Annotated in this window: 18 protein-coding genes; 8 read left to right on the forward strand and 10 right to left on the reverse strand. The window is 67.2% G+C overall.

Annotation, left to right across the window (positions count from 1 at the left end):
• Positions 1–191 precede the first annotated feature (191 nt).
• Together WS68_RS13685 and WS68_RS13690 are read right to left on the reverse strand one after the other, a co-directional pair.
• Positions 192–2,294, reverse strand: a complete 2,103-nt coding sequence (locus tag WS68_RS13685) for a D-(-)-3-hydroxybutyrate oligomer hydrolase (RefSeq protein ID WP_059571323.1) — start codon at positions 2,292–2,294, stop codon at positions 192–194.
• Positions 2,295–2,412: 118 nt separating this feature from the next.
• Entirely contained in the window at positions 2,413–2,787 is a 375-nt protein-coding gene (locus tag WS68_RS13690; RefSeq protein WP_059571324.1) for a BON domain-containing protein, read from the reverse strand.
• 234 nt (positions 2,788–3,021) lie between these two features.
• Here WS68_RS13690 and WS68_RS13695 point away from each other — a divergent pair, with 234 nt between their 5' ends.
• Complete coding sequence (locus tag WS68_RS13695; RefSeq protein WP_082710025.1) at positions 3,022–4,560, forward strand: TAXI family TRAP transporter solute-binding subunit; 1,539 nt, start codon at positions 3,022–3,024, stop codon at positions 4,558–4,560.
• A gap of 178 nt (positions 4,561–4,738) precedes the next feature.
• Positions 4,739–5,377: a 2-hydroxychromene-2-carboxylate isomerase gene (locus tag WS68_RS13705; RefSeq protein ID WP_059571326.1), complete on the forward strand. Its 639-nt coding sequence runs from the start codon at positions 4,739–4,741 to the stop codon at positions 5,375–5,377.
• Positions 5,378–5,453: 76 nt separating this feature from the next.
• Here WS68_RS13705 and WS68_RS13710 read toward each other — a convergent pair whose 3' ends face one another.
• The 4 genes from WS68_RS13710 to xdhA form a co-directional block, all read right to left on the reverse strand.
• A complete protein-coding gene (locus WS68_RS13710) occupies positions 5,454–5,858 on the reverse strand; it encodes a nuclear transport factor 2 family protein (RefSeq protein ID WP_059571327.1) in 405 nt (134 codons plus the stop codon).
• Between the two features lie 280 nt (positions 5,859–6,138).
• Positions 6,139–6,948, reverse strand: coding sequence for a substrate-binding domain-containing protein (locus WS68_RS13715; RefSeq protein WP_059571385.1), 810 nt, complete (start codon positions 6,946–6,948; stop codon positions 6,139–6,141).
• Positions 6,949–7,232: 284 nt separating this feature from the next.
• Positions 7,233–9,584, reverse strand: a complete 2,352-nt coding sequence (gene xdhB, locus WS68_RS13720; protein WP_059571328.1) for a xanthine dehydrogenase molybdopterin binding subunit — start codon at positions 9,582–9,584, stop codon at positions 7,233–7,235.
• Positions 9,585–9,617: 33 nt separating this feature from the next.
• On the reverse strand, positions 9,618–11,162 hold the full coding sequence (gene xdhA / locus WS68_RS13725; RefSeq protein ID WP_059571329.1) for a xanthine dehydrogenase small subunit: 1,545 nt from the start codon (positions 11,160–11,162) through the stop codon (positions 9,618–9,620).
• Positions 11,163–11,435: 273 nt separating this feature from the next.
• On the opposite strand from xdhA, the gene WS68_RS13730 reads away from it, so the two are divergent.
• Positions 11,436–12,650, forward strand: a complete 1,215-nt coding sequence (locus WS68_RS13730; RefSeq protein WP_059571330.1) for an MFS transporter — start codon at positions 11,436–11,438, stop codon at positions 12,648–12,650.
• Positions 12,651–12,743: 93 nt separating this feature from the next.
• Here WS68_RS13730 and WS68_RS13735 read toward each other — a convergent pair whose 3' ends face one another.
• On the reverse strand, positions 12,744–13,955 hold the full coding sequence (locus WS68_RS13735; protein WP_059571331.1) for a pyridoxal-phosphate-dependent aminotransferase family protein: 1,212 nt from the start codon (positions 13,953–13,955) through the stop codon (positions 12,744–12,746).
• Between the two features lie 705 nt (positions 13,956–14,660).
• Between WS68_RS13735 and WS68_RS13740 the strand changes: the two genes are divergently transcribed.
• The 4 genes from WS68_RS13740 to WS68_RS13755 all read left to right on the forward strand — a co-directional run bounded on the left by WS68_RS13740 (position 14,661) and on the right by WS68_RS13755 (position 19,097).
• Positions 14,661–15,641, forward strand: a complete 981-nt coding sequence (locus tag WS68_RS13740; RefSeq protein WP_059571332.1) for a LysR family transcriptional regulator — start codon at positions 14,661–14,663, stop codon at positions 15,639–15,641.
• Positions 15,642–15,708: 67 nt separating this feature from the next.
• Complete coding sequence (locus WS68_RS13745) at positions 15,709–16,710, forward strand: 2-hydroxyacid dehydrogenase (protein ID WP_059571333.1); 1,002 nt, start codon at positions 15,709–15,711, stop codon at positions 16,708–16,710.
• Positions 16,711–17,161: 451 nt separating this feature from the next.
• Complete coding sequence (bluB, locus tag WS68_RS13750; RefSeq protein ID WP_059571334.1) at positions 17,162–17,821, forward strand: 5,6-dimethylbenzimidazole synthase; 660 nt, start codon at positions 17,162–17,164, stop codon at positions 17,819–17,821.
• A 115-nt stretch (positions 17,822–17,936) separates the two neighbouring features.
• Positions 17,937–19,097 carry an MFS transporter gene (locus tag WS68_RS13755; protein WP_059571386.1) on the forward strand — a complete coding sequence of 387 codons (1,161 nt, stop codon included), beginning with the start codon at positions 17,937–17,939 and terminating at the stop codon, positions 19,095–19,097.
• A 303-nt stretch (positions 19,098–19,400) separates the two neighbouring features.
• On the opposite strand, the gene WS68_RS13760 is transcribed toward WS68_RS13755, so the two are convergent.
• Positions 19,401–19,964: a GNAT family N-acetyltransferase gene (locus WS68_RS13760; RefSeq protein ID WP_059571335.1), complete on the reverse strand. Its 564-nt coding sequence runs from the start codon at positions 19,962–19,964 to the stop codon at positions 19,401–19,403.
• 39 nt (positions 19,965–20,003) lie between these two features.
• Here WS68_RS13760 and WS68_RS13765 point away from each other — a divergent pair, with 39 nt between their 5' ends.
• Positions 20,004–21,260: an MFS transporter gene (locus WS68_RS13765; RefSeq protein WP_442857166.1), complete on the forward strand. Its 1,257-nt coding sequence runs from the start codon at positions 20,004–20,006 to the stop codon at positions 21,258–21,260.
• A gap of 168 nt (positions 21,261–21,428) precedes the next feature.
• Here WS68_RS13765 and fahA read toward each other — a convergent pair whose 3' ends face one another.
• Positions 21,429–22,766 carry a fumarylacetoacetase gene (gene fahA / locus WS68_RS13770; protein WP_059571337.1) on the reverse strand — a complete coding sequence of 446 codons (1,338 nt, stop codon included), beginning with the start codon at positions 22,764–22,766 and terminating at the stop codon, positions 21,429–21,431.
• Positions 22,763–24,097, reverse strand: coding sequence for a homogentisate 1,2-dioxygenase (gene hmgA / locus WS68_RS13775; RefSeq protein ID WP_059571387.1), 1,335 nt, complete (start codon positions 24,095–24,097; stop codon positions 22,763–22,765). The genes fahA and hmgA overlap by 4 nt, the downstream gene beginning before the upstream one ends.
• Between the last annotated feature and the right edge of the window lie 10 nt (positions 24,098–24,107).

Consider the following 24,107-nt stretch of genomic DNA (forward strand, 5'->3'; position numbering starts at 1 on the left):
CAGCAAATGGCCGATCGCGCTCGCCGCGTTCGGATAATCGGCACTCGGCGCTCGCCGCGTCATCCGATTCAGTCGGATCTGCGCCGGGCGGGCGGCCGGCAAGAAACCGGCACTCCACCTGTCGGCGCGGCCAGCCATGACAATGCAAAAACGCGTAACGAAAAAAGCCGAAATCGCGCGTCAGAGCAAGATCAGAGCGGCACGTCAATCACGCCCGCGCTCACCTTGATCGCATTGGCCGCACCCGGCGCCGGATCGATCGGCGGCAGGTTCGCCGCCGACAGCGCGGGCGCCGAGCCCGGTGTGCCGCCGCGCGGCGTCGTGCGAATCACCTGCGACGGCGGCAGCGGCGTGCCGTTTTTCAGATGGCTCCACATCAGGTTCAGCGCAAGTAAATCGTAATAGTGGACCGGCACGTAGCGCGTATCGAAACCCGGCGCGGACAGGAACGCATCGAAATGCTGGCCGTTCGTCACTTCGTAGAACGAAAGCTGGCTCCGGCTGCCTTCGGCCACGCTGTTCTGCGCGACGTAGGCACGCGAGGCGTGATTGACGGGCACGAGCGCGTCGCTTCTGCCATGCACGATGATCGCAGGCTTGTGCCGCAGGTTCGCGTTGACGCGCACCGCATCGACGCTCGCGCCGATGCCGAGCTGATTCGCGCTCCAGATCTGGCGCAGGCACAGCGCGCCCGCGAAGCTCGCATCGGGCGTCGCCAGCCGATGATCGACGCCGCCCACGGCGCCGTTGAACACGAGGTTGATGCCATTGGTCGGCGCAATGCCGTTGCCCATTCCGTACAGATTCGTCATTGGCGACACCGACGCCGGCGCGGCCGCGCCCGTCGCCGGGTTCGTCGTCGCGAAACTGAAATTGCAAAGATTGTCGGTGACGCCGGAACGCGTGTAGGCGTTCGCATACGTGACGGCGATCGCCGGAATCGCCTGCGAATCCCACATCGGAGCGTGCAACAGATCGGAATCGGCGAGATAGCCGGCCGCATGAAGCTGCGCGAGCGCGTCGCTTGCCTGGCTCGGCGTGTCCGCGCCCGCGACGAGCCCGGCAGCGGCGAGCGTCGCGCAGCGCTGCGCGCGGATCGCTTGCGTCTGCGCGAGCGGCAGCGTGCCGAGATACGGTGCGCCGGCCACCGCGGGCGCGGCGGCCGCGCACGGCTGCAGCAGGTTCGCGAGGCTCGCGTAGTCGGCAAGCGGCCGGCCGAACGACGGCACGCTCGCGCCATTCTGCTCGACCATCGCGCCCGGCGCGAGCCGCACGTTGATCTGCGGCTCGCCGACGACGACCGCCGTGATCCAGCCGCGCGTATCCTGCTCGGCCGCCGCGAGCGCCGCGCCGCCGCCGTTGCTGACCGATGCGGCGATCGTCGTGATGTCGCCGGGCCGGTAGCGGATGCCGTGGTGCCGGTCGCCGATGCGCGGGCCGTACTGCTCGTTGAGCGCCCAGTACGCAAACTCGACCGCCTGCAGCGTCACGCGCCCCCAGTCCTGTTCCGGGTTTTGCTGCGAATGCGCGTGCTTGTATGCATAGCGGTACGGATACGCGCTATTGAATGCGGCGAGCGCGGAACCCGGCTCGCTCGCGGTGAAGAGGCTCGCGTGCCCGGCGCTCGACGCGTCCGCGAGCGTGCCGTCGATCCGCGTGATCCGGTTCGTGCCGATTTCGTGCGCGCCGTTGCCGCCGCCCTTGTCGTTGTATGCGACCGCGCAACCGCGCTTGAGCCCCCATTCGCCCGCCGTCGCTATCGCGCCGTACACGCCGCGCGAGCCGGACGACGTCGCCGTCACGATGCAAGGATTCGCCGGATCGAAGCTCGCCGGCACCTGCACGAGCAGCGTGACGTTTTTGCGGCCGCTGCCGTCGTCGGAGTAGGCAAGATATTCGGTGCCGGGGATCTTGCCTTCGCCAAGCGTATCGTTGCCGGAGAGATCGACGTTCGGTCCCCAGAAGCGCCCGTAACCGCCGTTCGGCGTAATGTCGACGAGCGCGCGATAGTTCGTGTAGATCGCCAGACGCCGCAGTTCCGCCGCGCTCGGCTGCGCCGGATTCGCAAAGCCGGGCCGCGTCGCGCTGCCCAACCCGGTCTTGCCGAGCCCGGCCGTCAGCAGATCGTCGCTCGCGCCGTCGTATGCGCTCACGCTCACCTTGCCCGCGATGAAATCCGGCTGCGTATTGACTATTGCGTCATCGTCGCCGTTGCACGCGCCGAGCAGCGCGCTGCTGACGCACGCGAGCGCCAGCAGCCACGCCCGCTTCGATCGGACTGCGATCCTCGTCATTTCCCGCCCCCTGTTGTCTTGCGCTATCCGCAGCGAACGCCGCCGCCTCCCGGCCAGCGCGCGCGCCGCGGACGGCGGCGCGCGGGATGCGCGGTGCCGCCCCGCGCGCGTCACCGCGTCACTGCATCTGCACGGACAGCTTGTTGGTCACCGACGTCACGCCCGCGACGCTCTTGGCCGCCGCAACCGCCTTGTCGATCTGCGACGCACCCGGCACCGACCCTTCGAGCGTCACAGCGCCGCCACCTTTCGAGCGCACGGTGATGTTCGACACATCCACCCCGTTGGCTTTCGAAATCGCCTTGCGCACCGCATAGCCGAGCTTGCGGTTCGCGTGCCGCGCGCTCTTGGCGGCTGCCTTCGACGCGCTTTGCGCAGCCGCCGCGGGCGCCGAGGCGCCCGGCGCCGCGTCGCTTGCCTGCGCGAACACGTTGCCGCCCGTGAGCGCCAGGACGATCACGCCTCCGAGTGCCTTCGATACGATCGATTTCATATGCTCTCCTGATTTCTGATTGATTTTGACGGGCACCACGGCCGGCGCGGCACAACGGGTTCGCGATAAGAACACCGGCGCGACGGCCCCGCACAATGTAATCCACAGTCCGCACGTGCGCCAAGTATTCGCGCAGCGGGCGTGCGCTGCGGCACCGCGGCGGCCCCAAGCGCCGCAACGGCGGCGAACTCGGGTACTATCGCCGCGAGCAGATCGCCAGCCGTCATCCCGCCCATGAAGCCAGCCCCGCCACGCCGCCCCCGGCCGCATCCGATCGTCGCCCGCTTCGTCGCGGTGTCGTGGCGCGATCTCGCGATGTCGATCGGGCCGACCGTGCTGCTGACAGCCGCCGCGATCTGGCTTGCCATCGCCCTCCTGCAGCCCGCGCCGCCGACGTCGCTGACGATCTCCGCAGGCCCGCCCGGCAGTTCGAACTGGCTTTCCGCACAAAAATACAAGCAAATCCTTGCAAAAAATGGCGTCACGCTCAACGTGCTCCCGTCCGCGGGCTCGGCCGAGAATCTCGCACGGCTGTCCGATCCGGCGCAGCGCGTGGACATCGGCTTCGTGCAAAGCGGCATCGACCGCAAGGACAAGCACGAGAATCTCGTGTCGCTCGGCAGCATCGGCTACGTGCCGCTCGCGATACTCTACCGCGGCCCTGTGATTGAGCGGCTGTCGCAGTTCAGCGGCAAGCGGCTCGCGATCGGCGCCGAGGGCGCGGGCGCGCACGAACTCGGCCTGGCCCTCTTGAAGATGAACGGCATCGTGCCGGGCGGGCCGACCGAGCTGCTGCCGCTGTCCGGCGAGGACGCGGCGCGCGCGCTGACCGAAGGCCGGATCGACGCGGCATTCCTGTCCGGCGATTCCACGCAGATTCCGGTGATGGCGAAGCTCTTTCGCGCACCGGGCGTGCATTTCTATTCGTTTACGCAGGCGGAGGCGTACTCGCGGCGCTTCCCCTACCTGACGGAAATCACGCTGCCGATGGGCGTCTACGATCCCGGCACCAACCTGCCACCCACGGACATCCACACACTGTCGCCCACCATCGAGTTGATCGCGCGCGACACACTGCATCCGGCGCTCTCCGACCTGCTCATCGAAGCCGCGCGCGACGTCCACCATCGCGCGACGATCCTGCAGCGCGCGGACGAATTCCCGTCGCCCGTCACGCGCAGCAGCTTCCCGCTATCGGACGACGCCGCGCGCTATTACAAATCCGGCAAGACCTTCCTGTACCGGAAGATGCCGTTCTGGGTCGCGAGCCTCGTCGACCGGCTGCTCTTTATCGTGGTGCCGCTGATCGTCGTGCTGATTCCGGGGCTGCGGCTCGTGCCGGCGCTATACGGCTGGCGTGTGCGCTCGCGGATCTATCGCTGGTACGGTGCGCTGATCGCGCTGGAGCGCGGCGCGCTCGGCGAGCATACCGCCCGGGAGCGCGCCGCGCTGCTCGACAGGCTCGATAACGTCGAGAACGCGGTCAACCGGATGAAAATGCCGCTCGCTTACGCGGGGCAGTTCTACGTCCTGCGCGAGCACATCGGCTTCGTGCGCGAGCGGCTGATCGCGCGCGAGCCGCAATCGCGGCCGGCGCACGCAAGCGGCGCGCCAGCGGCCGACACGGGCAGACCATCGGCGCACGACGCGCCGCATAGCGATAGCGCTGCGCCGCACGACGATACGCACGCCACCAGTACGCCCGCCGCCGGCGCGCCGTTCGCGAACGCGCCGCAGCCCGGCCCCGCTGAAGAACGGTACAAGCATCCGTGACGTTCATATGGCAAATGCCGCACCGGCCAAGATCCGATTCGCCGCAGCGCGGTGCAACACGCTCGAGCCGATGCGCATCGGCCCCGGCAAGCCGCCGCGACGGCTGCATTTGTCCCCGCCGCCGCGTAACATTGCGACACGACGCCCCCGTTGCGTCCCTTCCATCAGGAGATTCTCGATGACCGTCGGCATCGACGCTTCGCGGCCGGCATGGTTTTACGATTTCGTGTCGCCGTTCTCGTACCTGCTGCTCGAACAGCATGGCAAGTGGCCGGGCGTATCGTTCGCGCTCACGCCCGTATCGCTGCCGGATCTACATCGCCACTGGGGCCAGCGCCCGGCGTCCGACGTGCCAGCGAAACGCGTTTTCACTTATCGGCACGCGCTTTTTCGCGCCGAGCAGCTCGGCATTACGTTCAAGATGCCGCCCGCGCACCCGTTCGACGGGTCGCGCGCGCTGCTGCTCGCGACACTGCTGAATGCCAACTTCCATGCGATACGCGAGATTTTCCGCTTCATCTGGCGAGAAGGCCGCGATCCGGTCGAGCCCGGTAATTTCGCTGAACTCTGCGGGCGAGTCGGGATCGCGCACGACGATCCGCGGCTCGCGTCGGACGAAACCCGCGCGCAGTTGCGCCGCAATACGGACGATGCGATCTCGCTCGGCGTGTTCGGCGTGCCGACGTTTTGGCTGAACCGCCAGCTATTCTGGGGCGAGGATGCGCTGCCGATGGTGCTCTACTGCGCACGCACGCCGAGCTGGCTGGAATCGAAAGAAGTCAGGCGGATCAGCACGCTGCCGTCGGGCCTCGCATGACGGCGCGTCGCGGGCGTGTGTGCCGCGCTGACGGCGCGCCGCGCCACGATCGACGCTCACCGAGCCTGCGACCGGATCAAGCGTGACAGAAAGTTTCTTGCAGATGGGACCAGCGCACCCGCCCCGTGCGCGAATCGCGCTCGAACACCGCCGTCGACCGGCGCGACGGCAACGTGCCCGTCGCATCCGTCTGGTGCTCGACGTAGCTGACGATCGCGAGTTCGCCGAGCACGGTGAGCGCGCGCATCTGCGAAAACGTGATCGCCAGCCCCGGCTTGCGGCCCGCGAGCCGGGCAAATAGCGCGCGCAACGCGTCGTGATCGTAGAGATGGCCGTCCGTACCGATCATCGTGAAGCCGGGCGCGAAATGCGCCATCAGCGCATCCAGCGCGGCGGGCCCGGATGCGTCGCCCGCGAGCCAGTCGCGAATCGCGTCGCAAGCGGCGACGAGTTCGTCGAAATAGGGTTGATGCGCTTGCATGGGTCTCTCCGCCGTTTTGAACGAACGCGACGCGCGCCGCACAAACTGAACTCGCGAGTATAGGATGCAAGCGGCGCGCCGCCGGCGCGCGCCGCGATACGTGCGGCCGGCATCGCAGCGGACGGGTCACCAAGGCGGCAGCCTGTTCGCGCGGCGGCCGCCGCCAGCCGCCGCCCGGCAGCGCAAACGCCGGACGCGGCTTCGTCACGGAACCGCCCCGTGATGCCCGCCCGCGATCCATGAGGCGCCCATGCCGCAATCGCGCCACGGCATCGGGACATCAGCGCGCCGGAACCGGATCGAGCCCGGTCTTCCGGATATCGGCCGCGGCGCCCGGCGACGCAAGATAGTCGAGCAGCGCGCGCGCTTCACGCGGATGCTGCGCGCCAACCGGAATGCCGCCCGCATAGCGCGTGATCGACTGCAACGGCTCCGGAATCTTGCCAACGAACGTCACCCCCGGCACCGGCAACAATTCGCTCACCTGTTGGAAGCCGAGTGCATACGTGCCGTCGGCGACCTTCGAGGCGACCGGAACGCGCGGCACCATCGTCGCCTTCGGCCCGACCTGGGCCTCGACGCCCAGGCGCTTGAAAAGCGCGTCGCGGATATAGACGCCGCTCGCGCTATCCGAATACGCCACCGATTTCGCCTGCAGCAGCGCCGCTTTCAGCGCCTCGGGCGTGCTGATGTCGGGCGCGGGCTCGCCGTCGCGCACGACCGCCCCGATACGCGAATCGGCCAGCTCGACGCGCGAAGCCGGATCGATCCTGCCTTCGCGGATCAGCTTGTCGAGCGCATAGCCGACCATGATCACGACGTCGGCCGGCTCGCCACGCGCGAGCCGATTCGGAATCGCCTCGGGCGTCGCGCCCATCGACGGCCCCCATGTGATGTCGAGCGTATTGCCACTCGCCGCTTCGAATTTCGGCGCGAGCAGCTTGTACGCGGCCGTGAAGCCGCCGGAGTTCATCACATGCAATTCGGCCGCGTCGGCCGGCGCGGCGGCCACGCCAGCGGCAACGGCAGCAGCAATGGCTGCGGCAAGCCGCGGCGCGCGGCGAAGGTGCTGTGTCAGCAAAGATCTCATCATCGTTGTGGTGCTCTGCGCGAGTGTTGGAAAGCAAACGCCGACGATCTTCGCTGAAACCGGTTCTTCCGGAAATCAGGTGCTGCCAGGATAGAAGCCTCGGTCGGAGCGCTTGGGCAACGACCCAAGCCACACACCCGGCAACCTCAGAATGGCAGCGCGCCCTTAAGCCCCCCAGTCGCGACGAGCCTGGCAACTTTGACGCCTCCGGCCACCGCGCACCGCGCGCCGCGCCCATGCCGCCAAGCCCCGATCGCGCCGCGCGCCGACTCACGACGCCTCATTCACTGCGCCCGCCCGCTCACCGCCTGCACCGCACGCAGAATCGCCTCGCCCGTCGCGGGCGCCGTGAGCGGCGGATTGATCGCATCGCCGCCCACCGACGCAATCGCGTCGCGAATCGCGAAGAACACCGAAAACGGCAGCAGCAGCGGCGGCTCGCCGACCGCCTTCGACCGGTGAATGCTGTCCTCGGCATTGCGGTTGTCGAACAGCTTCACGCGAAAATCCGGCGGGCAGTCGTTGACGGTCGGGATCTTGTACGTCGACGGCGCATGAGTCATCAGCGTGCCGTCGTCGCGCCACCACAGCTCCTCGGTCGTGAGCCAGCCCATCCCCTGGATGAACGCGCCTTCGATCTGCCCGATGTCGATCGCCGGATTCAGCGACGCGCCGACGTCATGCAGCACGTCCGCGCGCAGCACGCGCATCTCGCCGGTGAGCGTATCGACGATCACCTCCGAGACGGCCGCGCCGTAGGCATAGTAGAAAAACGACCGGCCGGTCAGCGTCGACTGATCCCAATGCAGCTTCGGCGTGGCGTAAAAGCCGTCGGACCAGAGCTGCACGCGCGCGCGATAGGCGTGCGCCACCACCTCGTCGAACGGCACGACGGCGTCGCCGATCCGTACGCCGTCATAGGCAAAGCGCACGTCGGCGGGCTGCACAGCGCCGTTGCCGAAATGCCCGGCCGCGAACGCGGCGAGCCGCTCGCGCAGCTGCCGCGCGGCGTCCTGCGCGGCCTTGCCGTTCAGATCCGAGCCGGTCGACGCGGCGGTTGCCGACGTGTTCGCGATCTTGCTCGTATCGGTCGCCGTCACGCGGATGCGCTCGAAGCTCACGCCCAGCTCGTGCGCGACCACCTGCGCGACCTTGGTGTTGAGCCCCTGGCCCATCTCCGTGCCGCCGTGATTCACGAGGATCGAACCGTCGGTATAAATGTGAACGAGCGCGCCCGCCTGATTGAAATGCGCGACGTTGAACGCGATGCCGAACTTCACCGGCGTCAGCGCGATGCCCTTTTTCAGCACCGGGCTTGCCGCATTGAACGCGCGCGTCGCGGCGCGGCGCGCGCGATAGTCGCTCGTCGCCTCCAGCTCGTCGATCAGCTCGTGCAGCACGTTGTCCTCGACCGTCTGGCCGTAGGGCGTCACGTTGCGCTCGGTCTTGCCGTACAGGTTCGCGCGGCGCACGTCGAGCGGATCGCGGCCGAGCGCGCGCGCGATGTTGTCGATGATGTACTCGATCGCGAACGCGCCTTGCGGGCCGCCGAAGCCGCGAAACGCGGTGTTCGACTGCGTGTTCGTCTTCCCGCAGCGGCCGGCGATCGACACGTCGGGCAGCCAGTACGCATTGTCGAAATGACAGATGGCGCGCGTCATCACCGGCCCGGACAGATCGGCGGAAAAACCGCAGCGCGACGTCATGTCGACCGAGACGCCGGTGATCACGCCCGCGTCGTCGTAGCCGACGTCGTACCGGTAATGGAAATCGTGGCGCTTGCCGGTGATCATCATGTCGTCGTCGCGGTCCGGGCGCAGCTTGACCGGGCGCTGCAGCTTCCATGCGGCCAGCGCCGCGCAGCACGCGAACAGGCCCGACTGCGATTCCTTGCCGCCGAAGCCGCCGCCCATGCGGCGGCATTCGACGAGCACGTCGTGCGACGCCAGGCCAAGCAGGCGCGCCACCACGTGCTGCATCTCGCTCGGATGCTGCGTCGAGCTGTACACATGCATCGCGCCGTCTTCCTTCGGCACCGCGTAGGCGATCTGCCCTTCGAGATAGAACTGCTCCTGGCCGCCGAACGTCAGCTCGCCCGCGTCGCGATGCGCGGCGCGTTCGATCCGCGCGGCCGCGTCGCCGCGCGCGAGCGTCATTGGCGGCATCACGTAGGATTCGGCGGCGCGCGCATCCTGCGCGGTGAGGATCGCCGGCAGCGGATCGTATTCGATCTGCGCGCAGCGCGCGGCACGCCGCGCGGCATCGTGCGACGTGGCGACGACGACGAAAATCGGCTGCCCGACATACTGAACGACGCCGTGCGCGAGCACCGGATCGTCGTGGACGACCGGCCCGCAATCATTCGCGCCCGGAATGTCGTCCGCGGTCAGCACCGCAACGACGCCGGGCGCCGCGCGCACCGCGTCGAGCCGCATCGACACGATCTTCGCGTGCGGCTTCGCGGACAGGCCAAGCGCCGCATGCAGCGTGCCGGCGACGAGCGCGATGTCGTCGGTATAAGTCGCGCGGCCGCTCACGTGCAAATGCGCGGATTCGTGCGGACGCGACACGTGCACTTGCTTGAAGCCGTCGGTGTCGGCGGCGACGCTCAGGAAAGGTTCGGCTTGCTGATTCATGATTCGATGCTCCATTCGCTTCGTGCCAGCCGCTCAGGATGCGGCCGGCTCGGCCGCCGCCGTCGCCGTCGCGCGCACGTTCACCGCCGACGCGGGCAGCGGATCGTGCGGCCGGGTTTCCAGCCAGAAGCGGTACAGCAGGTTTTTCGCAGTCGCGAGCCGGTACGCACTCGTCGCGCGCATATCGGTGAGCGGTGCATAGTCGTCTTCGAGCGCGCGCATTGCCGCGTGCGCGGCGGCTTCGTCCCAGATCGCGCCGGCAAGCGCAGCCTCGGCGCGCGCCGCGCGCTTGGGCGTTGCCGCCATGCCGCCGAACGCGATGCGCGGCGCGCGCACCACGTCGCCGTCGGCGATGAACGCGAACGCCGCGCAGACTGCGGAGATATCGGAATCGAAGCGCTTCGACAGCTTGTACGTGCGGAATTTCAAGTTCGCACGCGCGCCGGTACGCTTGGGCACCTTCAGCGCCACGACAAACTCATGCTCGGCCATGTCTTTCTTTTGATAACCCAAATACAGATCCTCGAGCGGCAGCTCGCGCATCGCATCGCCGCCGCGCAGCACGACCCGCGCGCCCAGCGCGATCAAGCCTGGCATCGAATCGCCGATCGGCGAGCCGTTCGCGACGTTACCGCCGAGCGTGCCGGCGTTGCGGATCGGCAGCGACGCGAAGCGCTTCCACATCTCGGCAAGCTCCGGGTAATGCACGCAGAGCGTCGCATACGCCTGCTCGACGCTCACGCCCGCGCCGATCTCGATCCAATCGCCGTCGTCGGCGATGCGGCGCAGCTCGGCGATCTGCCCGACGTAGACGATATCGCCCAAATCGCGCAACTGCTTGGTCACCCATAAGCCGACGTCGGTGCTGCCCGCGAGTATGCGAGCGGCGGGCTTGGCGGCCTTCAGCCGGGCAAGCTCGTCGAGCGTGCGCGGCGCGTCGAACGTGCGGCCTGCGTGCCCGTAATGAAACGTGCCGCTGCGCGATAGCGTCGCGAGCGTGCGCGCAAGCGCGGTGAAATCGGCCGGCGCGCGCGGCGGCTGCGCATGCGCGCCGGGCGCATCGAACATCCGCGCCGCCGCGTCGACGATCGGCCGGTAGCCAGTACAGCGGCACAGATTGCCCGTCAGCGCGTCGGCAATCTCGGCGCGCGACGGCACTTCGCGCGGCCCGTCGCATTGCGCGCGCTGCCAGTGCCGCTCGTACAGCGCCCACATCGACATGACGAAGCCCGGCGTGCAAAACCCGCACTGCGAGCCGTGACAGTCGATCATCGCGCGCTGCGCCGGATGCAGCGCGCCGCCCGGCTCGCGCAGATCCTCGACCGTGAACAGCGCGCGGCCGTCGAGCGTCGGCAGGAACTGAATGCACGCGTTGACCGCCTTCAACTCGACGCCGCCCGCGTCATTGGGCTCGCCGATCACGACCGTGCACGCGCCGCAATCGCCCTCCGCGCAACCTTCCTTCGTGCCAGTGCAATGCGCGTCCTCGCGCAGATACTGGAGCACCGTGCGGGTGAGCTCCACGCCGCTGACCTCGCGGATTGCCTGACGATGATAAAAACGGATCGGCTCATTCATGCTGTGTATATCAGTCGTAGTCATTCGATGAAAAAAGAAGCGATTCCGGGCGCACGGGCCGGCCCGCGCGGCACCCTGGGCACCGTCATGCTCACAACGCTATCACTGACAAATTCCCGAACCCATAGCCGGCCCCGCATGGGCGTTATATCGCGGCGGCGATATCGCACTGGCGGCCGCGCATTGAACTAAACGGTCCCTGCAAGCAAACCGGTTCCATGTGAAAATCCGGTTTTCGCATCCGCCGATGCGCGCTTCGTTCCGTCCCCTTCCATGTCCGCCGATTCCGACTCCTCCGCCCGCGGCGCGGCCGCGGCGACGCTGCAAATCGTCAGCGTCGTGTCGTTCACGTTCATCTGCTACCTGACGATCGGCCTGCCGCTCGCGGTGCTGCCCGGTTTCGTACACGCCGAACTCGGCTTTTCCGCGATCGTCTCGGGCGCGGCAATCAGCATCCAGTATTTTGCGACGCTCGCGTCGCGGCCGCTCGCCGGGCGCTTCGCCGATACGCTCGGCCCGAAGCGAACCGTGCTGCGCGGCCTTGCCGCCAGTGGCGCGAGCGGTGTGCTACTGCTCGCGGCGTTCGTCGCCGCACGCTGGCCGGCGGCGAGCATCGCGCTGCTGGTGGCAAGCCGGCTCGTGCTCGGCGTCGCCGAAAGCCTCGTCGGTACAGGCGCGATTCTTTGGGGCATCGGCCGCGTCGGCACCGCGCACAACGCGCGCGTGATTTCGTGGAACGGCATCGCGACCTACGGCGCGCTCGCGCTCGGCGCGCCCGTGGGCGTCGCGCTCGCGCATGCGTTCACACCCGCCGTGCTCGGCCTGCTGATGATCGCGCTCGCCGCGGCCGGCCATGGGGCCGCGCGGCTGATCGCACCCGTGCCGCTCGTGCACGGCGAGCGAATGTCGTATGCGAGCGTAGTCGCGCGCGTACTGCCGCATGGCCTCGGCCTCGCACTCGGCTCGGCCGGCTTCGGCTCGATCGCAACGTTCATCACGCTTTATTACGCGGAGCGCCACTGGCCGAACGCGGCGCTGTCATTGACGCTGTTCGGCACGCTGTTCATCGGCGCCCGGCTGCTGTTCGCGCATACGATCCAGACCCACGGCGGATTCCGGGTGGCGATCGTGTCGTTCGCGTTCGAAGCCGCGGGCCTGCTGCTGCTCTGGCTCGCGCCCGTGCCGCACATCGCGCTCATGGGCGCGGCGCTGACCGGCTTCGGCTTCGCGCTGATCTTCCCCGCGCTGGGCGTCGAAGCCGTCGCGCTGGTGCCGCCCGCGAGCCGCGGCGCGGCGCTGTCCGCGTACTCGGTGTTCCTCGATCTGTCACTTGGCATCACCGGGCCGCTCGCCGGCTACGTTGCCGGCGCATTCGGCTATCCGCAAGTATTCCTCTGCGCGGCCATCGCGGCGGCCGTGGCGGTGGCGCTGTCGATCGCGCTGCACCAGCGGCAAAAGCGCATCGGCGAAAACGGCGCGGCCGCCTGAGCGGCAGGCTCAATCCATTGGCCGCGCGCATCGGCCGCCCAGCGTCCGCTAATACCGGCGCGCCGCCTACTCACGCAGCAGGCGCCCGCTTGCTCACGCGCGGCTGGACAGCGCCTGTTCGAGCGCCGCGACGCCCGCCGGCAGATCGACACGCGCGTGCAGATCGATCATCGTGCGGCCAAGCGCGTGCAGCGTGCGAAACAGATTGTGTTCGCGGCACTGCTCGCCCATCTGCCCGATCCGCACGATCGGCGGGCCGAACGAGCCCGAGATCTCGACTTGATGCTGCTTCGAGATATGCCCGCAAATGAGGCCCGGCGTCAGCCCCTGCGGCACAGTGATGCCGACGACCGAGTTCAGCCTGCACGATTCGGGCGCGTAGAGTTCGAGCCCCATCGCGGTAACGCCGGCCTGCAGCGCAAGCGAGCAGCGCTGGTGGCGCGCGTAACGGCTCTCGAGCGTCTCCGCGCAAACGAGCCGCAGCGCCTCGTGCAGCGCCAGCACGCCTGATACGGGCGCCGTGTAGTGATAACCGGCGTTGTGCCAGAAATTCTCGGCGAGCGCCATGTCCAGGCACCAGTGCGTGTTCGGCTCGGGGCGATGCTTCATCCGCTCCCACGCGGCGTCGGAAAACGCGATCAGCGAGACGCCCGGAATCGACGACAGCCCTTTCTGGCCGCCGGTGATCACCGCGTCGATGCCCCACGCGTCCATGTCGAGCGGCATCGTCGACAGCGTGCACACCGCGTCGACGACGACGAGCGCGCCCGCCGCCTTCGCGAGCGCGGCAATCTCTTTCAGCTCGCGGTTCCAGACCGTGTTCGACGTCTCGCCGTGAACGATCGTGACGATCTCGGGGTGCTCGCGCGCGAGCGCCTCGGCAATTTCATCGAGACTCGCGACCTTGCGGTCGGGCACATCGACGAGCACGACGCCCGCGCCGACGCGCGTTGCCATCTCGGCCATCCGCGCGCTGAAAAAGCCATTCTTGATCGACAGCACCTTCGTGCCGGGCCACGCGAGATTCGACACCGCCATTTCCATCGCCGCCGAACCTGGGCCGGCAACGCCGAGCACCCATTTCGAGCGCGTCTGGAACACATAGCGCGCCATTTCCTTCACCTGCTCGATGATCTTCGCCATCGTCGCGCCCAGGTGGTTGATCACGATCGCATTCGCCTTCGCGACCGCGGCAGGAATCGGCACGGGCCCGGCGCCCATCATCAGAAGCGGCTCCTCGGGCAGGATTGCATCGAGCGGAACGACGACAGGGCAGGGAATCGGCGAGTGATCAGGGCTGGACATGGGAGCGAGAGCAAAAACCGTTAGAGGAAAATAGCAGCGAGTTCATCGATCATTCCTCGAACTGTTGCAATACGCAAGCGCTCCATCCTGTCATCACTAACAGGATAGATGCGGCGCACTGCGATTTGACGCGCCGCAACAATTCATTTCACCGAAGCCGGCCGCAAAATACCCGCGCCTGGACTAAATAGGCCGGAACGTCATCAAAACCGATTCGGCCATTAAATGGAAAAGAACCGGTTTTTGCGACCCGAATCCTCAAATTTTTGACAGTCTTGCATTAATCATTCGACGCGCCGCAGCAAGTCTTTACGTTCGTATTCGGAAATGCATTTTTGATGATTTTGCAATTCATCCGTAAAAATCACCGCTGACGAATATGTGAGCCGATATGTTATCCCCGCGTCTAGCCCTCCGAACATAAGGAGCGCCGGCATCTCAAACACCTTTCCCAGGTCCGCCCGCCAGCTTGATGGATCGGCCGGCCGCCTTATAAGCCAGCACTCGCGACTGCGCACCGATTTATATCATTTTCAGCGAAATAATTATTTAGTTGACTAATGCGACCAGCCTATTGAACAATTTACGCAGCCTTCGACGATTTGATATTTACATGTCCCGCGGGTCGATCCGACGGCCCGCGGGATGTCTTCGCCGGAGGTGAGAAAAACACAAGATAATCATTTTAATGGGCCAACGTAAACCATGAACCAGATCCAGACCATGCGTGTATTCGTATGTGTCGCCGAGCTGCAAAGCTTCCGGCGAGCAGCTCGCAAGCTCGGCGTATCGAATGCGCTAGTCACGCGTTCGATCGCCATGCTCGAGACGCATCTGAACACGCGCCTTATCCATCGCACCACGCGCAATCTGTCTCTGACCGAGGCAGGCATCCGCTATCTGGATGGCTGCCGCGCGCTGCTGGAGGAATTCGACCAGCTCGAGGCGTCCGTCGAGCGCGCGGTGCACGAGCCGGTCGGCACATTGCGTATCGCGGTGTCCGGGCTTTTGCCGCCCAGCCGGATCACGCCCCTCGTCGACAGCTACCGGCGCCAGTATCCGAAAGTGCGCGTTCAGCTCACGCTGACCGAAGGGCCGATCGACGTGATCGACGCCGGCTATGACGCCGGCCTCGTCACGGGCGGCCATCTCGATGGCAATCCGACGCTGATCGGCCATCCGCTCGCGCCCAACACGCTCGCGCTCTACGCCGCGCCGTCCTACGTCGAGCGGCATGGCGCGCCGCACCGCCCCGACGATCTGGCCCGCCACACGTATATCGCACTGCCCGCCGACCAGCACGCGCCCACTTGGCGTTTCATCGATCCCGATCACCAAACGCACGTCGTTTCGCTGCAACCGGTCTATACGGTCAACAGCACGTCGATGCTGCTCGCCGCCGCGCTTGCCGGCACCGGCGTCGCGGTGCTGCCGGAGAGCTATATCGCCGATGCGCTCCAGAGCGGCGAACTCACGCGGCTCCTCGGCGACTACCGGATCGACGATCCCGACACGCAGCTATCGATCGTCTACCCGAATCGCCAATTCCTGCCGCCGCGAACGCGCAGCTTCGTCGAGCATGCGCTCTACCACCTCGGCGGCCAGAAATCCGATTCGAACAGCCACTACTACATGCATGACGCAAGCGCAGGCAGCCGGGCAGACGTCGTCGTCGGGCTACAGTGACATTGAGCTGCAGTCCGGCTCGAGCCGGCTGCAGTAAACTGACGCGCACCTGTAGCGGAGGCAACGCGTGCGCGTGATTTTTTTCAGCAGCCGGCAATACGACAACGATTCGTTCACCGCGGCCAACCGGCCGTTCGGTTACCGGCTGCATTTCCAGCCCTCTCATCTCGACGCGGAAACGGCGGTGCTCGCGCGCGGCTATGACGTCGTCTGCGCGTTCGTCAACGATACGCTCGACGCGCCCGTCCTCGATACGCTCGCCGCCGGCGGCACGCGCGTCATCGCGCTGCGCTCAGCAGGCTTCAATCACGTCGATCTCGCGGCGGCCGAGCGGCGCGGGCTCACCGTGGTGCACGTGCCCGCCTATTCGCCGCATGCGGTCGCCGAACACGCGGCCGCGCTGATCCTGGCGCTCAACCGGCGCCTGCCGCGCGCCGTCGCGCGCACCCGCGAAGGTGATTTCTCGCTCAACGGCCTGCTGGGCTTCGATCTGTTCGGCAAGACGGTCGGCGTGATCGGCACGGGCCTGATCGGCAGCGTGTTCGCGCGGATCATGTCAGGCTTCGGCATGCAGGTGCTTGCACACTCGCTGCCGCCGCACGACGACGCGCTGATCGCGCTTGGCGTGCGCTACGTCCCGCTCGACACGCTGCTCGCGCAATCCGACATCGTCAGCCTGCACTGCCCGCTGCTGCCCGGCACGCATCATCTGATCGACGCCGGCGCGCTCGCGCGAATGAAGCCTGGCGCGATGCTGATCAACACGAGCCGCGGCGGCCTCGTCGATACGCAAGCGCTGATCGATGCGTTGAAGCGCGGCCAGCTCGGCCACCTCGGGCTCGACGTCTATGAGGAGGAAAGCGGGCTTTTCTTCGAGGATCACTCCGACCACCCGCTGCAAGACGACGTGCTCGCCCGCCTGCTCACGTTCCCGAACGTGATCGTCACGGCCCATCAGGCGTTCTTCACGCGCGAGGCGCTTGCGCAGATCGCGCAAACGACGCTCGCGAATATCCGCGCGTGGCAGGACGGCACGCCGTGCAACGTGGTCGCCGTCCGGCGGGGGTAACGCGCGCCGCGGCGGTGAACCGCGCGATGCGGATTGGGAGTGAGGCCCAGGTATTCGCAACGCGGGCGGGCCGCGAGGGCAAACGCCTGCGCGGCCCGCGGTCTTGGCGGTCTTGGCGGTCTTGGCGGTCTTGGCGGTCTTGCGGTCTTGCGGTCTTGCGGTCTTGCATGCATCGCCTGAACCAGCCGACGTGGCCGCATGGCCGATGCTCGACTGCGCAGCGCCGCCCCCCGGCCGCCGCCCTAACCCGCGCCTTCAAGCCAGCCCGAAACGGCGCATTTTTCCGCATCCCGAGCCCGCGCATCGCGCTTGCGGCGCATCCGCCCCGGCGCCCATATCGCCGCCGCCATCGGGCCAGCCATCGCTTTTTATCGGCCGGTCTCCGGAGTCTGCTATCGTTGCGGCGATTCCAGCCTCCGGCCCACCCCGCATCACCGCTGAGCACCTGCCCATGCGTTTCGACGAATCCGCGCTCGCCGCCGTCTACCGGGCGATCTTCGAGCGGCGCGACATGCGCCATTTCACGTCCGCCCCAGTCGATCCCGCCGTGCTCGCGCGCCTGCTGCGCGCCGCACACCACGCGCCGAGCGTCGGCTTCATGCAGCCTTGGCGGTTCATACGCGTGACCGATCCGGCGCTGCGCGAGCGCATTCACGTGCTCGTCGACACCGAGCGCCGCGCCACCGCCGACGCGCTCGGCGAACGGCACGACGAATTCATGCGGCTGAAGGTCGAAGGCGTGCGCGAATGCGGCGAGCTTCTCGTCGTCGCGCTCGCCGACGGACGCGAGCAGCACGTGTTCGGCCGCCGCACGCTGCCGGAGATGGATCTCGCGTCGGCCGCCTGCGCGATCCAGAATATGTGGCTCGCCGCCCGCGCCGAAGGGCTCGGCATGGGCTGGGTGTCGCTGTTCGACGTCGACGCACTGCGCACGCTGCTCGCGATGCCCGACGGCGCCAAGCCGATTGCCGTGCTGTGCCTGGGCCATGTCGACGAATTCTACGCAAAGCCGATGCTCGAGGAGCAACGCTGGGCGGCGCGCATGCCGCTCGACGCGTGCGTGTTCGAAAACGGCTGGGGTCACCCGCCCGCGCCTGCGCGCAGCGCCTGATCAGGCCCCAAACATAAGGGTTTTTACTCAGGTAAAATTGCAACGATCCGCCTGCATGTCACGCGCACCGCAATCCCGCGGCGCGATGCGCGCGGTGCTGCGCCGAGTTCCCGCGATGCCCCTGCCCCTCTTTGCTCTTGCCGTTGCCGCATTCGGCATCGGTACCACCGAGTTCGTCATCATGGGACTCCTGCCGAACGTCGCACGCGATCTCAGCGTGTCGATTCCGGCGGCGGGCATGCTGGTGTCCGGCTACGCGCTCGGCGTCACCATCGGCGCGCCGATCCTCGCGATCGTGACCGCCCGAATGCCGCGCAAGGCCGCGCTCCTCGCGCTGATCGGCGTATTCATCGCCGGCAACCTGTTCTGCGCGATCGCACCCGGCTACGCGGCATTGATGGTCGCGCGCGTCGTCACCGCGTTCTGCCATGGCGCATTCTTCGGGATCGGCTCGGTTGTCGCGAGCAGCCTCGTCGCGCCGAACAAGCGCGCGCAGGCGATCGCGCTGATGTTCACCGGCCTGACGCTCGCCAACGTGCTCGGCGTGCCGCTCGGCACTGCGCTCGGCCAGGCGTTCGGCTGGCGCGCGACGTTCTGGGCCGTCACCGGCATCGGTGCGGCCGCGGCGGCGGCGCTCGCCGTGTGCGTGCCGAAACACCTCGACATGCCCGCGGCCGGCATCGCGCGCGAATTCGGCGTGCTGCGCAATCCGCAAGTGCTGATGGTGCTCGGCATCAGCGTGCTCGCGTCGGCGAGTCTCTTCACGGTGTTCACTTATATCGCGCCGATTCTCGAGGACGTGACCGGCTTCACGCCGCATCACGTCACGCTCGTGCTGCTGCTGTTCGGCCTCGGCCTGACCGTCGGCGGCACGGCGGGCGGCAAGCTCGCCGACTGGCGGCGCATGCCATCGCTCGTCGCGTCGCTCGCGTCGATCGGCATCGTGCTCGCGCTGTTCTCCAGCACGATGCACGCACCGTATCCCGCGCTCGTCACGATTTTCGTATGGGGCGTGCTCGCGTTCGCGATCGTGCCGCCGTTGCAGATCTTGATCGTCGATCGCGCGAGCGAAGCGCCCAATCTCGCGTCCACGCTCAATCAAGGCGCGTTCAATCTCGGCAATGCGCTCGGCGCATGGCTCGGCGGCACGGCCATCCATGCAGGCGTGCCGCTCGCGAAGCTGCCGTGGGCGGGCGCGGCGCTCGCGCTCGCCGCGCTCGCGCTGACGCTGTGGTCGGCCTCGCTCGAACGGCGCGCGGTTGCGAGTCCGGCCTGATCGCACCCGGCTGCGAACGGCTCGCGCGGGCCGCGATGTAGGAGCCGTCCGCGGGCGCCGGACGGCGGTTCGAGAGACGAGCGCCCACATCTCACCACCCCGTGGCCGCTGCGCGCTCGACGCCCCGGCGGCGAACCGTCCCCACGTCAAGCTCCGCGCAACCGGCACACATCATGGACGGTGCATTCGCACCGCGCCCGCCCTCCGCAACGGCGCATCCCTGCATGGCATGCCATGCAGGGCACGACAAACCCCGCCTCCCTCTGATTTCGCATCCCGCCGCGCATGCACGCGCCGGCCGCGTCAGCCGCCCGCTGCCGTGCGGCAATCCCGCTCGAGCAGCCCGTACAACGCGCTGTCCGACACCTCGTCGCCGACGATCCAACGTTCGCGCAGCAACCCTTCGCGGACGAATCCCAGCCTCTCGAGCAGTTTCGCGGATGCGACGTTGCGCGGATCGATATCCGCTTCGAGCCGCCTCAGGCGCAGCGTGCCGAACGCATGGCCGATCAGCGCGGCGGCCGCCTCGGTCATATACCCGCGCCCCCAATGCGCGGGGTGCAGGCTGAAGCCGATTTCCGCGCGCCGGCACTGCTCGTCGGCGTGAAACAGATCGCATGTGCCGAGCACCTCGCCGGCGGCCCGCGACTCGACGACACAAACAAGCCCGCTGCCTTCGGCGGCAGCCTTCAGCAATCGCGCGACGCGAGCCGCTGCCTGGTCCGGCGAAGTCATGGCCGGAAACGAGAAATAGCGCATCGCATCGGCGTTCGACCAGATCGCGTACAACGCGCGCGCGTCATCTTCGCGCAGCGCACGCAGCCTCAGACGCGCAGTCGTCAGCGTGACAGGTTCGAAAATAGGCATCGCAGGGCCACCCCGGTTCAGTTGCGGTTCGATTCACGCATGGCCCGTAAAGTCCGGCACGCGCGCGGTTCGATCATACGGAACCTGTGGAGCAATCACACAGGCCGGTGTAGCATCTGCGCCGTTATGAAAACCATCGTCACACGCGATTTTCTCGCGCTCATTCTCAGCGTCGCGGTCGTCGGCCTCGGCACGGGCGCCACCCTTCCGCTCACCGCGCTCGCGCTGATCGAAGCCGGCCACGGCACCGACGTCATCGGCATGCTGACCGCCGCGCAGGCCGGCGGCGGCCTTGCGATCGTACCGTTCGTGTCGCGCATTGCGAAGCGCCTCGGCGCGCGCCGGGTGATCATCGCGTCGACACTCGTGCTCGCAGCGGCAACGATCCTGATGCAGCTCACGTCGAACCTCGTCGCGTGGGGCGTGCTGCGCATCGTCTGCGGCGCGGCGCTGATGCTGCTTTTCACGATCGGCGAAGCATGGGTCAATCAGCTCGCCGACGATTCGACGCGCGGGCGCGTCGTCGCGATTTACACAACCAATTTCACGCTATTTCAAATGGCGGGCCCGGTGCTCGTCAGCCAGATCGCCGGCTGGGCGGGCACACGCTTCGCGCTCACCGGCGCGCTGTTTCTGCTGTCGCTGCCGACGCTCGCGTCGATCCGGCAGGCGCCGCTCGCCGACGATACACATCATGAGCCGCACGATCACTGGCGGCGCGTGCTGCCGCAGATGCCCGCGCTCGTCATCGGCACCGGATTCTTCGCGCTGTTCGACACGCTTGCGCTGTCGCTGATGCCGATTTATGCGATGGATCACGGTGTGGCAAGCGAAGCGGCCGTGCTGTTCGCGTCGATCATCCTGCTCGGCGACACCGCGATGGCGTTTCCGCTCGGCTGGCTCGCCGACCGGCTAGGCCGGCAGCGCGTGCACCTCGGCGCGGCGTGCATCGTGCTCGCGCTGCTGCCGCTCGTGCCGGTTACCGTCGCGACGCCGTGGCTGCGCACGCCATTGCTGTTCGTGCTCGGCGCGGCGGCGGGCGGAATTTATACGCTGTCGGTCGTTGCATGCGGCGAGCGCTTTCGTGGCGCGGCGCTCGTGACCGCGAGCGCGCTCGTGTCGGCGTCGTGGAGCGCGGCAAGCTTTGGCGGGCCGCTCGTCGCGGGCGCGCTGATGGCGCATTGGGGCAGCGAAACGCAGATCGGCGTGCTCGCCGCCGGCGCGCTCGCATTTCTCGCGGCGGCGCTGTGGGAGCGCCGCACGATTGGGCAACGCGCGGTCGCATCGCAGCATTGACGGTTTGGTGATGACGCGCGTCGATGCGCGAGCCCGTGCAACCGCTCGCAACGCGCAACCCTCACCCTCCACCCTGCAAACTCATGCGGGCCGGCGGCCCCATATCGCCGCCGGCGCGCGATCCGCACGTAGCGCACGAACCCCGCATGCACGGCAGCCATCGCGCCGTCAGCCCGGCAGCGCAGGCAGAATCTTGCCGGCACACGTGCCGAAACCCACTCGATACCCATTGCCTTGACACCAACCGGCCAGTGTCAGTTCATCACCGTCCTCGATGAACGTGCGCGCGCCGCCGCCAGTGAGCGGCAACGGCTCCTTGCCGTTCCACGTCAGCTCAAGCAGGCTGCCGAATGCATCCTTCGTCGGCCCGCTGATCGTGCCCGAGCCCATCAGATCGCCAATCCGCGTATTGCAGCCGGATACCGTGTGATGCGCGAGCTGCTGCGCGATCGTCCAGTACAGATACTTGAAGTTCGTGCGCGAGATCGTCGTCGCGTCGGGCGCGCCTTCCGGCTTCAAACGCACCTCGAGGGTGATGTCGAACGCGCTCTCGCCCGTATCGCGCAGATACGCGAGCGGCGGCGGCGTCTGCTCCGGCCGTGCGGTGCGAAACGGCTCGAGCGCATCGAGCGTGACGATCCAAGGCGAGATCGTCGTCGCGAACGTCTTGGCGTTGAACGGCCCGAGCGGCACGTATTCCCATTGCTGGATATCGCGCGCGCTCCAGTCGTTCAGGAGCACCATGCCGAATACATGCGACGGCGCGTTCGCACATGCGATCGGCTCGCCGAGCGCATTGCCGCACCCGATGATAAAGCCTGTCTCCAGCTCGAAATCGAGCTTGCGGCACGCGCCGAACACCGGGCGCTCGTGATCCGGCAGCTTCAGTTGCCCGTTCGGCCGGCGCACCGGCGTACCGCTGACGACCACCGACGATGCGCGCCCGTTGTAGGCGATCGGCATCTCCGACCAGTTCGGCAACAACGCGTTCTTCGGGTCGCGAAACATCGAGCCGACGTTCGTCGCATGTTCTTTCGACGAATAAAAATCGGTGTAGCCGGGGATGTCGACAGGCAAATGCAGCGTCGCATCGCGCTGCGCGACGAGCACGCGCTTGCGCAACGCCACGTCGTCACGCAGCCGCGCGTTGCCGCGCTCGAACAGCTCGCTCAGCTGGACGCGCACGCTGCGCCAAGCGTCGCGGCCAAGCGCGATGAAATCGTTCAGCGCAGGCCGCTCGAACACGGCCGCCGAGCCGGCGCCCGGCACCGTCAACAAGCCCGTGCGCTGCAGCGCTGCCAGATCGACGATTGCGTCGCCGAGCGCGACGCCCGCGCGGCGCGTCGAAAAACGCACGTCGCTGAAGATGCCGAACGGCAGGTTCTGGATCGGAAAATCGCATGCGGGATCGTTCGCCGAGTCGAGCCAGCTTTTGCGCGCCGGATCGATGCTTGCCCGCCATGCCGCGTGCAGCTTTTCGCTCTGTTGATCGGATTGGATGCTCATCGACGCTCCGGATTGAAGTGTTTATTCAGGTCTTGCCAGCATTCGAAATAATGCGCCTGCAACTGTGCGCTCTCGAGCGCGAAGCGGGTTGGACGAATCAGCGCGCGGGTCTCGAACATGAAGGCCATCGTGTCGGCCACCTTGTGCGGCTTGGCCGTATCGCTCGCGCACGCCTTCTCGAACGTGCCCGCATCCGGCCCGTGCCCCGACATGCAATTGTGCAGGCTCGCGCCGCCCGGCACGAAACCTTCGGCCTTCGCGTCGTACACGCCGTGCACGAGCCCCATGAATTCGCTCGCGACATTGCGGTGAAACCACGGCGGGCGGAACGTGTCCTCCGCCACGAGCCAGCGCGGCGGGAAGATCACGAAGTCGAGCGTGTCGACGCCGGGCGTGTCGCTCTGCGCTTGCAGCACGAGGAAGATCGACGGGTCCGGATGATCGTAGCTGATCGAGCCGATCGTGTTGAAACGCCGCAAGTCGTACTTGTACGGCGCATAGTTGCCGTGCCATGCGACGACGTCGAACGGCGAATGACCGATATCGGCGCGCCAGAAACGGCCGTTGAGCTTCGCGACGAGTTCAAACGCGCCTTCACGGTCTTCATACGACGCATGCGGCGTCAGGAAATCGCGCGGATTCGCAAGCCCGTTCGAGCCGATCGGCCCGAGATCCGGCAAGCGCAGCAGCGCGCCGAAGTTCTCGCAGATATAGCCGCGCGCCTGCCCATCCGGCAGCGCGACCGCAAAGCGCACGCCGCGCGGAATCACCGCGATCTCGAACGGCTCGACGTCGAGCCGCCCAAGCTCGGTCATGATGAAGAGCCTGCCCTGCTGCGGCACGATCAGCAGCTCGCCGTCGGCGCTGTAGAAAAAGCGCTCGCGCATCGAGCGGTTTGCCGCGTACAGATGGATCGCACAGCCGCTCATGGTCGCGGCCGAGCCGTTGCCGCCCATCGTCACCCAACCGTCGACGAAATCGGTCGACTGTGCGGGCATCGGCAGCGGGTCCCAGCGCAACTGGTTCGGCGGCGTCGGCGGCACGTCGTGCGAATCGGCGAAATCGGCGATTACCCGGCGCTCGCCCGGCGCGGGTTCGAACGGCCGATGCACGGCCGCGGGCCGAATCCGGTACAGCCACGAGCGGCGATTGTGCGCGCGCGGCGCGGTAAACGCGGTGCCGGACAACTGCTCCGCGTAAAGCCCGTATGGCGCGCGCTGCGGCGAATTACGCCCGTGCGGCAGCGCACCCGGCAGCGCCTCGGTCGCGAATTCGTTGGCGAAACCGCTCTGATAGCCGGCCTCGCCCGGTTTCGAAAAATCCAGCGTCATGATGGTCGTT

It is taken from the genome of Burkholderia sp. TSV86 (assembly GCF_001522865.1).
In the GTDB taxonomy this organism is placed as follows: domain Bacteria; phylum Pseudomonadota; class Gammaproteobacteria; order Burkholderiales; family Burkholderiaceae; genus Burkholderia.